The organism is Citrobacter amalonaticus Y19 (genome assembly GCF_000981805.1).
Classification (GTDB): Bacteria; Pseudomonadota; Gammaproteobacteria; order Enterobacterales; family Enterobacteriaceae; genus Citrobacter_A; species Citrobacter_A amalonaticus_C.
In genome coordinates this window covers 4986912-5000061 of the sequence record NZ_CP011132.1, presented here as the reverse complement: position 1 = coordinate 5000061, position 13150 = coordinate 4986912, and the positions used below count along the sequence as shown (strand labels likewise).

The following is a 13150-nucleotide window of genomic DNA, read 5'->3' as shown; positions in this document are numbered from 1 at the left end:
CAAAGCAGACTGTCAGATTTGATTGTGTGCTGGCGGAGTACGGAGAAAACTGTCAGGTCAAGCCTGAGCTAATACATTTAAAAAGAAAAGCGCCGGGAAATCCGGCGCCTTAGTCTGCAACTTAGTCATTATCAGGCTACGCGATGTGGAACATGGGTCACGTCACCACGGCCAGCGAGCAAGCCATCGACTGAGATATCCTCATCGAGATTATCCCAGTGAATACCACGTTTACTCAGTTCATAGTCATTACGTTCTTTGTCTGTGGCATTCAGCAGACGAGGAAACCAGGCGATTGGTACGCCCATCACCCTGCCATCGTTTAATTCGACCCACATGGTGGTCTCATCAAATCGTACATTTTTAGCTGAAATAGTCATTCCAGGCCTCCACAAACATCGTCTGGTTATGTTGAACCATCTTAGTCAACTCTTTAAGAGTCCGGGCATCGAAGCCATCGTTCCTGCTCAGTTTAACTTCATCTTCAAGCCAGAATTTCGCTTCACCATCAGCGTTACGGACATGAATATGAGCGGGTTCTAGAGGATTTCCCTCGTTCGAGTAAAAGAAAAATTTGAATCCGTTAATTCTCAGTATAACTGGCATTAAAAAAGTACCCCGCTCCTGCCATGATTATCTTGAATAAAAAAGCGCCAGTCAAACTGGCGCCTCTGTAAAATCCAATCAGGAAATGGCGTAGATCGCTTTTCGGCAGATCCCATAACCATGCCCCAGAAACGGTATGTCATCATCAAAATCCATCGGAGGTTCATTAGCAGGATTGTGTGGCGCAGCTGACTGCTGAGGCTGAGGCTGCTGAGGCTGCCCCCAACCTCCTTGCGCCGACCCAGGCTGCTGAGCATTACCGGTACCTGCTGGAGCATTACGACTACCCAGCATCTGCATCGTACCGTTCACACCAACCACAACTTCTGTTGTCCAGCGTTCAACCCCGCCATTATCAGTCCATTTGCGGGTCCGCAGATGGCCTTCAATGTATACCTGTGAACCTTTTTTCAGATATTCACCGGCTATTTCGGCGAGTTTGCCAAACAACACAACGCGATGCCACTCAGTGTTTTCCTTCATTTCACCGCTTTGTTTATCACGCCATGACTCCGACGTTGCAATACTGAACCCTGTAACAGCTGTGCTATTGGGCATATAACGTACTTCGGGGTCCTGACCGAGATGGCCAACGAGAATAACTTTGTTAATTCCGCGACTTGCCATGATGTAATCTCCTGTACCTAATCATATTCACGCTGCGTCCATTCCCCTTTTTCAAGAGCAATATCGGCCTGCAGACTGGTTTTGTAGTATTCGACTGACTCACGGGACACGGGTCCCATTTCGTTCGCGGTTCCGATATAAAAACCGCGCTGACTGGACAGAACCTGGATCTGTAATTGATACCCAGCTTCTGAAGCCAGTAAACCGAAAGGATTTCCCATGCGAGAGCTCCGTTACGTTATCGAGAGAGGTAAATCTCCCGAAAGAGATTTACCGGATGTAAGAAAAAAGAATTAAAACGAGTTCGGATCGTAGTCTTTAGGAGCCGCAGAACCTTGTTCCGGGGTTTGAGATGCATTTGGCGCTGTGTAAACGACTTCCTGGCCTTTCTTAATGAACTCGACCTTAATCAGGCGAGCCTTCAGAGAAGGTCTGGATTCACCGGAATGTTCACCCGACTGAAGGGTAAACACGTCAGCTTTCAGGCCGCTCAGCACAAACCCCAGCAATACTTTTTCCTCTTCATCCACGGCCTTCTGGCAGCGGTTGATGAGTTTTGTAGCCTCTGGGCCCGCAACAGTGACATCGAAACGAGTGTATGACGCATTGTCGGTAGGACCAGTCAGGGCATTAATGACAGCGCAGGTAAATTCACCGTTTTGGCCCTGTACACGACGAATCGAGCTCAGGTAGCCGATACCGCTTACGTTAAGATTGAAATACTCTTTTTTCTGGCTGGCAGAGGAAGAGGTGGTGGAAGAAGATGCAGTTGTAGTAGCAGTCATGATGTTATCTCCGGAGTGAAAACTAAACTGGTTGCGGAGAAACATCTATCCCTTGCGGGATAACGTTTCCCGCAGGGAAGTCAGCAAATTTTTGCCGACTGGCTGTATTTGTGAAATGGACCTCAACTCGCCAGGAGTACCTGTTCTCAGAGGTTAAACAGGTTTACCACCCGAAGGCGCCACTCTCAGGTTTTATGTGGCATTGGCATGTGATTACCCGAAGGCGCCCTTCTCAAATCACCAGGGCATTGGCAGTTGTCGATGACAACGATTAGCCTCTTTATCATTTATTCAGACGCAGCAGATGTCAACGCCGGTGTGCGTAAAAAATCATCAATGCCAAAAAATAAAAAAAGCGGCACCTTTCGGCACCGCCTGTGAGGTCTGCACCATTAGACCTGATGTTGACCTGCTTACGCAGTTGCTCCGGGGGTGTGTTCAGGACCCGGCACGGTTTCACGGAGTTTTGTGCCTTTTTGACTCACGTTCAGGTGTGGACGCGGCCAACAAGACTGTATCCTGCAAGCACTGCATTTGATGCTCACAGGACCCGCAGTCACGGGGTGCGGCTTCAGAGCCGTCGCAACAATAGCAAAGGCATCCTGTCCCCGCAATGAGAGACAAGGAATTAATTATTCTTTGGTTTTACAGCCTTAGAGCTACGCGCGCTTTTACGTTTCTGGGTGTCGTTGTTGATGATTCCTTTGCAATCAGGATAACGAGTACACCCCCAAAAATCTCCTTTCTGTCCTTTTTTTAGGCGAGTTTTCCCCCCACATAAAGGGCACGATGGTGTGGGTGGTATTCTAATGCTCACCCGCTGCTGTCCTCCCATGCTGACAAGGTTACGGGTCCATCCGACCTGTCGCTGCAAAAAATCATTCAGGGTAAGGCGTCCTTCTGCTACTTCATCCAGAGCCTGTTCCCAAAGTGCAGTCATTCCCGGGTCGGTTAACTGCGAGGGCAGAGCATCAATGACATCAGCACCAAGATCAGTCGCGCGAAGCTGCTTACCTTTGCGCACAATAAATCTGCGGTTCAGCAGTTGCTCAACGATACCAGCACGGGTGGCTTCCGTGCCTAATCCGGCGTTGTCCTTCAGTACCTTACGAAGAGCAATATCGGTAACAAACGCTGACGCGTTCATCATAGCGCCGATGAGTGTTGCGAAAGTATAGTGAGCCGGCGGACGAGTCATTTGCTGCACGACCTCTGCACCGTTTACTCCGCAACGGTCACCCTTCCTGAGAGGAGGAAGTTCAATACTGAGATCATCATCCCCTGGACTATCCTCTTCCTCCTTACTGAAAAGGACCTTCCAGCCCATTACAATCTCCGTCCTTCCTGTTGTGCGGAACAGTTGCCCGCCAATGTCAAACTGCAGACGAGTAATATCAGATTCGTGCAGGGGAAGAAATTGTGCCAGATAATTTCGGCGGATAAGGGTGTATACCCTTCGCTCTGCCTCACTTAACGCAGAAAACTTAAACGCGTTTCGGGTAGGGATAATGCCATGGTGAGCTGTGATTTTTTTGTCGTTCCATATACGCGAAACAAACGAAGTATTTAGACCTGAAAGAAGAGAACTACACTCTGGATCAGACAGACCAATAGCGGAAAGAACCGAGGGGATTTCCTCACGCATAGACTCAGGAAGGTATCCACAATCAGTTCGTGGATAAGTGGTTGCCTTGTGTTTCTCATAGAGGCTCTGTGCAGTGTCAAGCACCTGCTGGGGTGACATATCCCAGAGCAGGCCACAGGCCTGTTGTAAAGTGCCGAGCGAAAAAGCCAGCGGTGCTGCCGCTTTTTCACGCTTCGTCTCACATTCTGTTACGGTCGCTGCTCCAGCCTGCCGGCAAAGATGCGCTACCTGCTGCGCTATATTTTGGTGTACACAGCGTTTTTCTTCGTCGGTATAAACCTTTGCAGGTACCCATTGCGCCGGAAAAGTTCTCCCTCCCGCACTCAGAAGCGCCTTAACCTGCCAGAAAGGTTTAGGGATGAATGTCGCTATCTCCCGATCACGTCGGACAACCAGTGCCAGAGTGGGAGTTTGCACCCGCCCGACAGAAATCACACCGTCGAATCCTGACTGTACTGCAAGCAGTGTATACAGACGGGACAGATTCATTCCAATGAGCCAGTCGGCACGAGCGCGACCAAGTCCAGCATGATACATTCCAAGAGTTTCGGCACCCGGTCGCAGATCCTGGAGAGCTGCACGGATGCTCATTTCATCAAGGGCAGAAAGCCAAAGCCGCTGTACAGGACCGTCCCAGCGGCAGTATTCCAGCAATTCACGGGCAATTACTTCTCCTTCCCGGTCCGCATCAGTGGAGATAACCACATCATCGACCTGGCGCAGCAGCCGCTCAATAACCTTGAACTGAGACTGCGTCTCCTTTTTTACCACCACCTGCCATGGGGAAGGCAGGATCGGCAGAGCAGAGAGCGACCATGGTTTGCCATACTGTTGACCGTATGCTTCAGGCGGTGCGGTCTCCAGCAAATGCCCTACTGCCCAGGTAACAGTGACGCCAGGGCCAGTTAGAAAACCGTCGCCACGTCGGGTGGCACCCAAAACATTCGCAAGATCTCGCCCCTGTGAGGGCTTTTCGCAGATAAACAACCGCATGGTGGTTCCCCGGTCAGGCAGCCCGATATCGCATACGAAGCAGGTTTACGCTCGATTCATTAACCGGCGGTGAGAAAGCTGAGCGCTTTTCACCAAGAAGAACAGACAAATCTGGCTCTCCCGCCACCTCGCATGCTTGTTTCCATGTTTCGTTGTTTTCCACAGCATCAAACCGGGTAGCATCAATACGGCGATAAGATAAAACAGAGCCATAGACCTGACGAATTAATCTGCCACCTTCGCTAAGATGATGATCACGGCGAGAACGTGTAATTAATCCATAATGCGATGCCTGTAGTGCCTTTTTCGCAAACTGATCGAATCCTACTAACAGAAACACACACCTGTAACCCAGAGGGGTTCGTGTAAATACCTGGATATCGAGTGGCTCAACAGATGCAACTTCTGTCAATGTAATACCAGGCGGCAACATTGACATCTCAGCATCAAGTTGCTGAATCAAAGCAGTCATAGAATCTGATGCAACCTTGATCTTTTCTTCCAGGTTAAACATAGCAACATCAGCCCATGGATTATTGCGCAGGGAATCCTGGTTAATCAGAGTCGCACGGTGGAAAAACTGAGGCATACCGATAATTCCATGCCTTGCAGGCTTTTCACCGTCCTGTTTTTCAGGCTGACGCCCTTGCCATAGCCCGATTGCGTAATTCGTATGCAGTGCGATCGTCATTTCAGACTGCAGCGCACCAGTTCTTTTCTCATTTTTTTCTGCCATCGTTGTCACCTGTGCTCAGTTAAGATGAGCAGGCATAGTCCTGAAACACCGGTATCTCCAACAACGCGAAACTCATAATTCCAAGAACGAAATTGTAAGTTGGTTAAAATTTGTACTTGCTGCGCCCCGCAGCAAGCTCATTTTTTAACCAGCTGCAATACTTTCCCGCAAGACCTCAACCACAACACATCGAAACATGATTCTTTTTTGTACTTGTTGCGCCCCGCAACAAGGTCATTTTTTAACCACTATTGCGCCCAGTAGTTCTGCTCATTTTTTGTACTTGCTGCGCCCCGCAGCAAGCTCACTTTTTAATCAAAAACAGATTTTTGATGCCATAATCATTTCTGGACCTGTTGCCGAATAGCCGCAATCATCGCCCTTACCTGCCCCTGAGACGGGCGTTTCGCAGGTTGAACAGGGACGTCGGCTGTGGGTACAGTACGTGATTCAACCGGGCGGGAAATTGTTCCACCAGAACTGGCAGTCGCCGTATCCTCTGAAATTTTCAGCTCACCACTTCGCGCCCTGCGAAGCATAGAGAACATCCAGCCCACCGGATTGTTGAGCCTTCCAAGGGCCTGTTGTTCACGCAGCATGTCAGCAAGGGCTTTTGCCATTGTCTCCGGAAGCGAAGCCATCTGCGTACTCAGCATCTGCCTGTCTTCACTGTTCAGAGCGTTCAGAAAATCATCTGGCAGGAATTGCTCACCACACGGTACGTACGTTTTTTTATTCACACTGTGTGTGAAAGAACGTACGTTACAGTCCGAATTTCGGACTCCGGCGTAACTCCTTGATTTTTTACTGAGTCCATTTTCCGGACTCTGTGAATTATCAGGTTTAAGGGAACTGAGTCCGTTTTCCGGACTCAGTGAATTCGGGCTGTTTTTTATGCGTTTTTTACTGAGTCCTGATTTCGGACTCGATTGCACAGCCTGTCGCTGACGAGCCATTTGTTCTGGTGTGGCAGGTGCACTTAGTCGGCTCTCAATAATGGCCAGGCGGCTGTGACGGTGGCGCATTCCCGGATCATGAAGGATGTCATTGACTACAGCCAGCGCCGTCATACGGACGGCTTTATTCCTGCTCAGGCAACTCTCTTCAACAAGGGTCAGCCAGCCCGGATCAAAAGTCTCAGCATCACGGTAGCCCAGCGGCTCATCATGCTGTGCATAGATATTGCCTCGCACACGACCATGGTCGTCGCGAACACGCTTACACAGGCTGAGCCAGCCTGTAAGACGCAGCATCAGCAGAACGCGGCTGACCGTATCTCTGGAGGCCTTCTCTGAATGTGCCGACGCCAGTTGAACCTGGAGCTCATCATAAGTCGGGAAAACAGCACCTTCATTCTGCTGTGCATACAACCGGATCATCACCCAGGCGGTTTTATCCAGTGGCGAAAGACGGGTATCCAGAAACAGCTGTCGGGGAAACGCATCATGTACATTTCCCATAAAAAGAAGCCCGCTGCGCTCCTGACCGACATCACCAGTGTCTGTACGCCGTTCGAGACTACGCTGCATCCTGGACAGTGTATGAGCAACTATGCTGTCTGCCGGAATGGTCATTTTCTGCTCTCCTCTTCAACCTGAGACAGCACAATGCCGGGATAAACCCGGCACTGTACGGTCAGCAGCGGCATTCCGTTACCGCCGTATTTCACGGTTATAGGTCTCATGATCCATCAGCCACCAGTGTTTACCTCCATCCTTACTGAGGATGCGCCAGAACGGCCCAACATCTATCTTGAGATAGCCGTTCATCGTCAACCGACGGAACACCTTCTCACCGCAGCACACTGCGCTGAACAGCCGTTGCGCCCTGCGACGAACCGAGGGGGAAACGTACTGACGTGAAGAAAAGTCGGTCATCTGCATCATGCTTCCTTGCGCTGTTGTGATTCACTCTTGCGGGATGGAGTTGTCTCCCGGCACCACTGGCAGACCCTGCTCCAGACTGCGGTCAGTGACAGGCCATGCTGCTCAGCGGCAAGCATCATCGCTTCCAGAGCCTGATGAGAGTCCGGGGATGATAGCCCGGCAGCCTTCCACTCGATCCATAGTGCCGAATCCTGTGGCTCCGTCAGAGACTGTGTGCGGCCCTGGCGAGACTCTATCCCCATCAGACGACGCCGTGCGCTAACCTCTGATGGAGACAGGCCGAAGTATTTATCAATCAGTTCCATTGAACCGCCAAGCTCAAGCGCCCGGTCTATCATCAGCATTCGTTTCTGCTCATTACGTGCCTGGTTGAGCATCAGCCAAAAATTTTCGTGATTCAGGCTAACATCAAGCACAGAAACGTGTGACTGGCTCAAATAATGCAGCTCATCAAGGCTCAGCTGACTCAGTGCGCGTATCTCCTCGAGTGACATTCCCAGCGACTCACAGCGGCGGATATTGCCGTTTTTAACATCCATCAGCAGTGATGAAAGGATGGCCGTGGTGGCCTGTGAAAGGTTGTGCTGGCTCATAGGGCCCCTCCTGATATCATCTGATCGGCAACAAGCAGAACATCAAAAAGCCAGCCCGACAGGCAGGCACTCCATAAAATAATGTTACTCATGTGTACAGCCTCCCGCCGTAATCTGCTGTTGAGCCTTCGCACCAGTCAGGCCTTGATGAACTTCAGTATCCCGCCCCGCGAGCCAGCCCGCTACGCGTGCTGCTCTGTCGCCACGGCATTTACCGGCCGCCCTGACGTTTACAGTCCCCAAGGTGTCGCCGGTGTGACGCTGGGCAAGCCAGCGCTGAAGCATGGAATTCTCACATTCTGAAGGCGCAAATGACTGCAGTACCTGCCAGACGCCAGATACCCACCCTTCACGAAACTGATCGGCTCTGCGACGAAGCGTGTTCTTAAGAATACGGCGCTTCCGGTATCCGGCAATCTGACCGTCAGTGTCTGCACGAAGTTGCCGCTGTAAAACGGTATAGATATAGAGCGCAACTTCGGCTCTCCCGCTGAAACCATAAAAGTGCAGAGATCGGCGGACGCTTTTTACACCACTGCAACTAGTGTGAATATGCCAGCCAAACCAGCAACGGCAGCCCGTGGCCATGCATACCACTGTTGCGAGTGAACTTAGCCAGGCTGGCACTTTTTCAGCATTACTGGTCAGGTTCTGACAGACGGATTCCTGGATATCATGAAGAGAAAGCATGTCAGGGGTCAGGCCATGACGCTGCATCAGCCGTTGAGCCAGAGCCACTGCACGGGCCGCCTCGTGTGGATTACTGTTCCGGGTACCCAGCGCCATCAGTCGCCGGATACGTGCAATCACTTTTGTATTTTCAGACATGGTGTAGCCCCCTGCAGCCGGCAGCACGGTGAACATCCTGCTTCTCCTTCACATCCTGACAAGCGGCACACAACTCTACGCCCGGCACTGCCAGCTGACGGGCAGCGGGAATGTCCGCGCCGCAGCACTCACAGATTTCTTTTGACGGGCGTAACGAGTGCACTTTTGCCCTGACAGCATCGATGCCGCGCTGGGTGAAAATAGCGGTACTGGCCTGAGCCATTTCATCATTCAGGTCCTCAGACATTTTCCCCTCCCTTCACAACCAGACGCTGCAGCTCACGCAGACGCCGTATAACGCGGATAAGGCGCATTGTTTTTACAACAGTGACATCATCGAAAACGGCAGTATCTGCAGGTTCCTGAGAGCCAAAAAAATTCAGGCAGAACATGAACATATTGAACTGTTTGTTAGGCAGTGAACCTGATAGCCCGGCGAGGAAAAGAGTAAACTCACTGGCGTTCTCTGAAATGGAGAAACCAGCTGAATGATGGTCTTTATCCTCCCGAACACAGTCCGCGCAGCCCATCGCTTCGGCAATTTCGAAAGTAAGCCGATAAGCCATATCCTGCAGGTGCTCGATGTCGTCCTGTAAAGCGGAGATGTGCCAGATATCATTGACCGGTTCCAACCCGGTTGCGGCGAAGGCCACTGAGCTAACTGAAGGTGTGGAAGTTTCATCCTGTTCGCCAAAAGCAGAAACGAGCGAGTTGGCATTAACATCTGACTTAAATTGCCACTCTCCATCGTTATCAGGATTCTCTGTCTGACCGGTAATCACAGGATTTCCGCCAAACAGGTCATTCTGAACTTCACGACGCGGCTCACTTCCAACAGACATACCGCCGGGAAGTGCAGTATTGTCCTGAAGTTCTGGTACAGCTTCCGGACGCCCTGGAGTAGTCAGCGTACCGCTACGCAGACCAGTAACAGGGGGCTGGGATGAAGTATCTGCTGGCAGAGTCGTAATTGGTGGTGATGTGCGTTCCCGACCACCTGACTGTTCAGACGCAGGTGTAGGTGCTGGCAGTGGAGGCGGCTCGCCAAACTGTTCCCTGCGTTTTTGTTCACGAGGATCAAGTTCAATTAACCAGCGGTCATAATTCAGGCTTGGATGGGGAAGAGCCTTAACCAGTTGACCGATAAACTCATCCCTGAAAATATCAAGGGCATAGCTTTCAGGTTCATCAAAACACCGGCAAACTGCACCAAACACATCATCAAGAGAACATTCTGGGTTTACGTCACCGCTGAAAGATTTCCAGACCTTCATAGCTGAAGAACGAAGGCTCAGGAGTGGTGTTGCCTGACCACGGCTCATGCCACTCTCAAGCAACTGGGGCATATGTGGATAAAGGTAATTAAGCGTATCTTCCATCCGGCTTACGCTGGAGTTATCAATAGGATAACCTTCCTTACCCAACAGATCCGAAAGTTCTCGTAAGGTAACACTCCGGCCCAGTTGCTCTTCATAAATTACCCGCGCTTTATGAACACCGAATGCCTTTTCTATATAGGTAAGATCTCCCCTGACCTCATTCTCAGCCAGGTGACCAACCAGACATTTTAGACGTCCAGGCCAGGGTTTGAAGATCGTGTGAACGCGATAAAAACGTTCATCACCAGTCTCTTGCCAGAGATCGCAGAGTATCTGATACCGGGTATTTCCCCCGTCACTAAAGATATAAACATCATCACCATCCGGATCACGGGTCACTTTTGGAATCGAATCCAATCCTCGTGCACGGACGGAAGCTTTAATTTCCTCAAAACGAGGATTGCGTCCTTTGCGCGGGTTATCCGGATTCGGGCGAAGCTGGTCAAGGGTAAGAACCATTGCCATTTCATTTACTGGCTGGGTAACGGTGGGAGTATTATTATCAGCAGCCTGAGCCGGTGATTTTCCACGCTGCAACATGGCGTCGCCAAGGTTAAGACTACGGACGTTGCTCATGCAAACCTCCCGGTATGACCAGGGTTAGCAGAAAAACGCGTATAACGGCCTTCGTATTGCAGTCGGATCGTACCAATCGGTCCCTGACGCTGTTTGCTGACAATAATTTCAGCAACCCCCTTGTCTTCAGTGTTTTCGTGATAGACCTCATCACGATAGATAAAGACAATAACATCAGCATCCTGTTCCAGTGCACCGGAATCACGAAGATCGCCATTGTTCGGCCGTTTATCAGCACGACTCTCTAGTTGACGATTCAACTGCGAAAGGGCAACAACCGGACAACCCATTTCTTTCGCCAGCGCTTTGAGTGACCGCGAGATTTCAGCAATTTCCTGTGTGCGGTTCTCCTGATCCGGACAACGCATCAGTTGCAGGTAATCAAGACCGATGACTGAAGGGTGACCATAACGGCGGGCGTTACGACGGGCGCGAATTCTGAGCATGGCGGGGGTCAATGAGCCTGTGTCATCTATGATGAGGCGGTCTTTAAGGTCACCCATCAATAGTGAAGACGCGTTTGAAACGCGCGCCCATTCCTCATCATCCATCTGGCCATTTTTTAAATGTGTTAGATCTACACTGCCAAGTGAAGCGACCATACGCATGAGGATCTGCTCGGTGGGCTGCTCAAGGCTGTAAAACTGCGCATGTGTATCGGCTTTTTTCAGAAGTGAATTCAAAATCAGGCTGATCAGAAAGGCAGTTTTCCCCATTGAAGGCCTTGCTGCTATAAGTATCAGGTCAGCTGCCTGCAGCCCGCTGGTCATGGCATCAAAATCTTCAAATCCCGTAGGCGTACCAGTAATACCATCAGGCACATTGCAACGACGTTCCAGCTCTGTAAGGAGTTTTTCCATGCCGTCAAGCAGCGTCACGGCCTGCTGTGGTTCTGAACGTTCTGCCAGCCGGGTAATTTTTTGCTCTGCGGTTTCCATCACCGCCCCGATATCAGCACCGGATGCCTTAACAGTTTCGGTTATCTCAGCACCAATGGCGACCAACTGTCGCCCCTGGCTGTACCTGGCAACAATGTCACAGTAAGCGACGATATTGGCCGCACTCGGAGTATTTTTTGAAAGTTCGGCCAGATAGGCGAATCCGCCAAGTTGCTCAAGCGCATCCTTACCACGGTTTTCAATGCTCTCAGCAAGTGTGATCAGGTCAATCGGACGCCCTGCTGCAACCAGACGCGTCATTTCATGAAAGATGACCTGGTGAACCTTGAAATAAAAATCATCGGAATCGAGACGGAGCGCCACTTCATCCCAGCAGTCGTTATCCAGCATCAGGCCACCAATGACGCTCTGCTCAGCATCCTGAGAAAACAGCCCCGAAACATTTCTGCGGTTATTAGAGGTCATTCCTCGCCCCCCGCATTAGCTAACGCATCAAAATTCGTTTTCCACTCTGGGAAAAGTTCACAAGCCAATTGATACATTGACGTAAACGCTGAGTCGCTTTTACGCCGGGTATTTTTTTCAAGACGATGTACCGGTACGCCCTTAACATGCCCAAGGACATAGACAGTCAGGTCATAGATACATGTCTCCAGCAGGTCGATATGAATTTTGTCTGCATGGGCGCTGTAGCGTTTATCTTCAACGATCGCTTTGACTTCAGCGAGGGTCTCAACAGACAGATTGTCGTATTCCATACAGTTGATGAGCAATTTTGTGACTGGAAGCTGAATGCCAAACGCACAATAAGGCAGCAATTCTTCCATCAGCGCGACTGTTCCGCGCATGAACTCCCTGACATCAGGAAGAATCGGTTTGGCAATACCCACCATGGTTCCGGTGGAGGCCAGGATAATTAACTCAGACATCACTGACCGTGAGCCTTGTGAATCGACAATAATCACGCCATATGAATTAAAAAGGGGATGTGAAAGAGCATTTCGGAGGCGAACTCGCCCATCAGGCGCATTCAGCATTGCAGTTGGGAGAAAATTACGAGGATCGTTGGAAACGATAATGTCCAGATTATTGATCGACGTACGGGAGATCAGATTATCGGGATTTGAGAGATCAACTGTCTGCATCAACAGTTCGTACAAACCACCAGGGGCTTCATATTCAAGCGGGAATATACTGCTGGCCGTTGGCTGAGCATGGTCGCCATCAATCAGAAGTGTTTTGATACCTGCATCGGCCAGAAATCCTGCAAGATTAGCTGACTGAGTAGACTTACCCTCGCCACCCTTAGTGGAAACAACAGGTATAATACGAGGCTTAACACCCAACGTTGGATAATCGATTGATTGTAAATGCATTTTAGCACCTGAAAATTAATCAGGATGCGATTCAACAAATACCGATCATTCTTCTATGGAATTTAACATTTTGTCACAGGGATTGAAAATCCCCGTGTCCTTGGTTCGATTCCGAGTCCGGGCACCATTATTTAGAAAAACCAGCCTATGGGCTGGTTTTTTGCTTTTGGCGAAACGGACTCTCCATCGCACTCCGTTCGATAATCTGCCGTCTGCCAGAC

At 50.4% G+C, this 13150-nt stretch carries 15 protein-coding genes; all 15 read right to left on the bottom strand.

The window, feature by feature from the left end:
• Positions 1–131 precede the first annotated feature (131 nt).
• On the bottom strand, positions 132–380 hold the full coding sequence (locus tag F384_RS23210) for a DUF2442 domain-containing protein (RefSeq protein WP_000155614.1): 249 nt from the start codon (positions 378–380) through the stop codon (positions 132–134).
• Complete coding sequence (locus tag F384_RS23205; protein ID WP_001144085.1) at positions 364–606, bottom strand: DUF4160 domain-containing protein; 243 nt, start codon at positions 604–606, stop codon at positions 364–366. Before F384_RS23205 ends, F384_RS23210 begins: the two co-directional genes overlap by 17 nt.
• A 78-nt stretch (positions 607–684) precedes the next feature.
• Complete coding sequence (locus tag F384_RS23200; protein WP_032676553.1) at positions 685–1233, bottom strand: single-stranded DNA-binding protein; 549 nt, start codon at positions 1231–1233, stop codon at positions 685–687.
• A 17-nt stretch (positions 1234–1250) separates the two neighbouring features.
• Positions 1251–1454: a hypothetical protein gene (locus F384_RS23195; RefSeq protein ID WP_032676552.1), complete on the bottom strand. Its 204-nt coding sequence runs from the start codon at positions 1452–1454 to the stop codon at positions 1251–1253.
• Positions 1455–1526: 72 nt separating this feature from the next.
• On the bottom strand, positions 1527–2018 hold the full coding sequence (locus F384_RS23190; RefSeq protein ID WP_032676551.1) for an STY4534 family ICE replication protein: 492 nt from the start codon (positions 2016–2018) through the stop codon (positions 1527–1529).
• A gap of 628 nt (positions 2019–2646) precedes the next feature.
• Positions 2647–4656 carry a DNA topoisomerase III gene (locus F384_RS23185; protein WP_032676550.1) on the bottom strand — a complete coding sequence of 670 codons (2010 nt, stop codon included), beginning with the start codon at positions 4654–4656 and terminating at the stop codon, positions 2647–2649.
• A 13-nt stretch (positions 4657–4669) separates the two neighbouring features.
• On the bottom strand, positions 4670–5392 hold the full coding sequence (locus F384_RS23180) for a PFL_4669 family integrating conjugative element protein (RefSeq protein WP_000818555.1): 723 nt from the start codon (positions 5390–5392) through the stop codon (positions 4670–4672).
• A gap of 341 nt (positions 5393–5733) precedes the next feature.
• Positions 5734–6966 (bottom strand): STY4528 family pathogenicity island replication protein, encoded by a 1233-nt coding sequence (locus F384_RS23175; RefSeq protein ID WP_032676549.1) that lies wholly within the window; start codon positions 6964–6966, stop codon positions 5734–5736.
• Between the two features lie 78 nt (positions 6967–7044).
• Positions 7045–7275 carry a hypothetical protein gene (locus tag F384_RS23170; protein ID WP_001178480.1) on the bottom strand — a complete coding sequence of 77 codons (231 nt, stop codon included), beginning with the start codon at positions 7273–7275 and terminating at the stop codon, positions 7045–7047.
• The gene (locus F384_RS23165) at positions 7275–7871 is read right to left on the bottom strand and encodes a DUF2857 domain-containing protein (RefSeq protein WP_000077899.1); all 597 of its coding nucleotides are present in this window, start codon (positions 7869–7871) and stop codon (positions 7275–7277) included. Before F384_RS23165 ends, F384_RS23170 begins: the two co-directional genes overlap by 1 nt.
• 84 nt (positions 7872–7955) lie before the next feature.
• Positions 7956–8699, bottom strand: coding sequence for a DUF2786 domain-containing protein (locus F384_RS23160; RefSeq protein ID WP_032676697.1), 744 nt, complete (start codon positions 8697–8699; stop codon positions 7956–7958).
• Positions 8692–8946: a TraR/DksA C4-type zinc finger protein gene (locus F384_RS23155; RefSeq protein WP_032676546.1), complete on the bottom strand. Its 255-nt coding sequence runs from the start codon at positions 8944–8946 to the stop codon at positions 8692–8694. The genes F384_RS23160 and F384_RS23155 overlap by 8 nt, the downstream gene beginning before the upstream one ends.
• Positions 8939–10654: a ParB family protein gene (locus F384_RS23150; RefSeq protein ID WP_032676545.1), complete on the bottom strand. Its 1716-nt coding sequence runs from the start codon at positions 10652–10654 to the stop codon at positions 8939–8941. The genes F384_RS23155 and F384_RS23150 overlap by 8 nt, the downstream gene beginning before the upstream one ends.
• Positions 10651–12018 carry an SPI-7-type island replicative DNA helicase gene (dnaB-PI, locus tag F384_RS23145; protein WP_032676543.1) on the bottom strand — a complete coding sequence of 456 codons (1368 nt, stop codon included), beginning with the start codon at positions 12016–12018 and terminating at the stop codon, positions 10651–10653. The genes F384_RS23150 and dnaB-PI overlap by 4 nt, the downstream gene beginning before the upstream one ends.
• Entirely contained in the window at positions 12015–12929 is a 915-nt protein-coding gene (locus F384_RS23140) for a ParA family protein (RefSeq protein WP_000550614.1), read from the bottom strand. Before F384_RS23140 ends, dnaB-PI begins: the two co-directional genes overlap by 4 nt.
• Positions 12930–13150: the final 221 nt, after the last annotated feature.

Coding starts and splice junctions, on each gene's coding strand:
- F384_RS23170 (WP_001178480.1), bottom strand. CDS start 7,275: ATGCAGATGACCGACTTTTCTTCACGTCAGTACGTTTCCCCCTCGGTT.
- F384_RS23190 (WP_032676551.1), bottom strand. CDS start 2,018: ATGACTGCTACTACAACTGCATCTTCTTCCACCACCTCTTCCTCTGCC.
- F384_RS23150 (WP_032676545.1), bottom strand. CDS start 10,654: ATGAGCAACGTCCGTAGTCTTAACCTTGGCGACGCCATGTTGCAGCGT.
- F384_RS23200 (WP_032676553.1), bottom strand. CDS start 1,233: ATGGCAAGTCGCGGAATTAACAAAGTTATTCTCGTTGGCCATCTCGGT.
- dnaB-PI (WP_032676543.1), bottom strand. CDS start 12,018: ATGACCTCTAATAACCGCAGAAATGTTTCGGGGCTGTTTTCTCAGGAT.
- F384_RS23185 (WP_032676550.1), bottom strand. CDS start 4,656: ATGCGGTTGTTTATCTGCGAAAAGCCCTCACAGGGGCGAGATCTTGCG.
- F384_RS23205 (WP_001144085.1), bottom strand. CDS start 606: ATGCCAGTTATACTGAGAATTAACGGATTCAAATTTTTCTTTTACTCG.
- F384_RS23155 (WP_032676546.1), bottom strand. CDS start 8,946: ATGTCTGAGGACCTGAATGATGAAATGGCTCAGGCCAGTACCGCTATT.
- F384_RS23180 (WP_000818555.1), bottom strand. CDS start 5,392: ATGGCAGAAAAAAATGAGAAAAGAACTGGTGCGCTGCAGTCTGAAATG.
- F384_RS23210 (WP_000155614.1), bottom strand. CDS start 380: ATGACTATTTCAGCTAAAAATGTACGATTTGATGAGACCACCATGTGG.
- F384_RS23175 (WP_032676549.1), bottom strand. CDS start 6,966: ATGACCATTCCGGCAGACAGCATAGTTGCTCATACACTGTCCAGGATG.
- F384_RS23160 (WP_032676697.1), bottom strand. CDS start 8,699: ATGTCTGAAAATACAAAAGTGATTGCACGTATCCGGCGACTGATGGCG.
- F384_RS23165 (WP_000077899.1), bottom strand. CDS start 7,871: ATGAGCCAGCACAACCTTTCACAGGCCACCACGGCCATCCTTTCATCA.
- F384_RS23140 (WP_000550614.1), bottom strand. CDS start 12,929: ATGCATTTACAATCAATCGATTATCCAACGTTGGGTGTTAAGCCTCGT.
- F384_RS23195 (WP_032676552.1), bottom strand. CDS start 1,454: ATGGGAAATCCTTTCGGTTTACTGGCTTCAGAAGCTGGGTATCAATTA.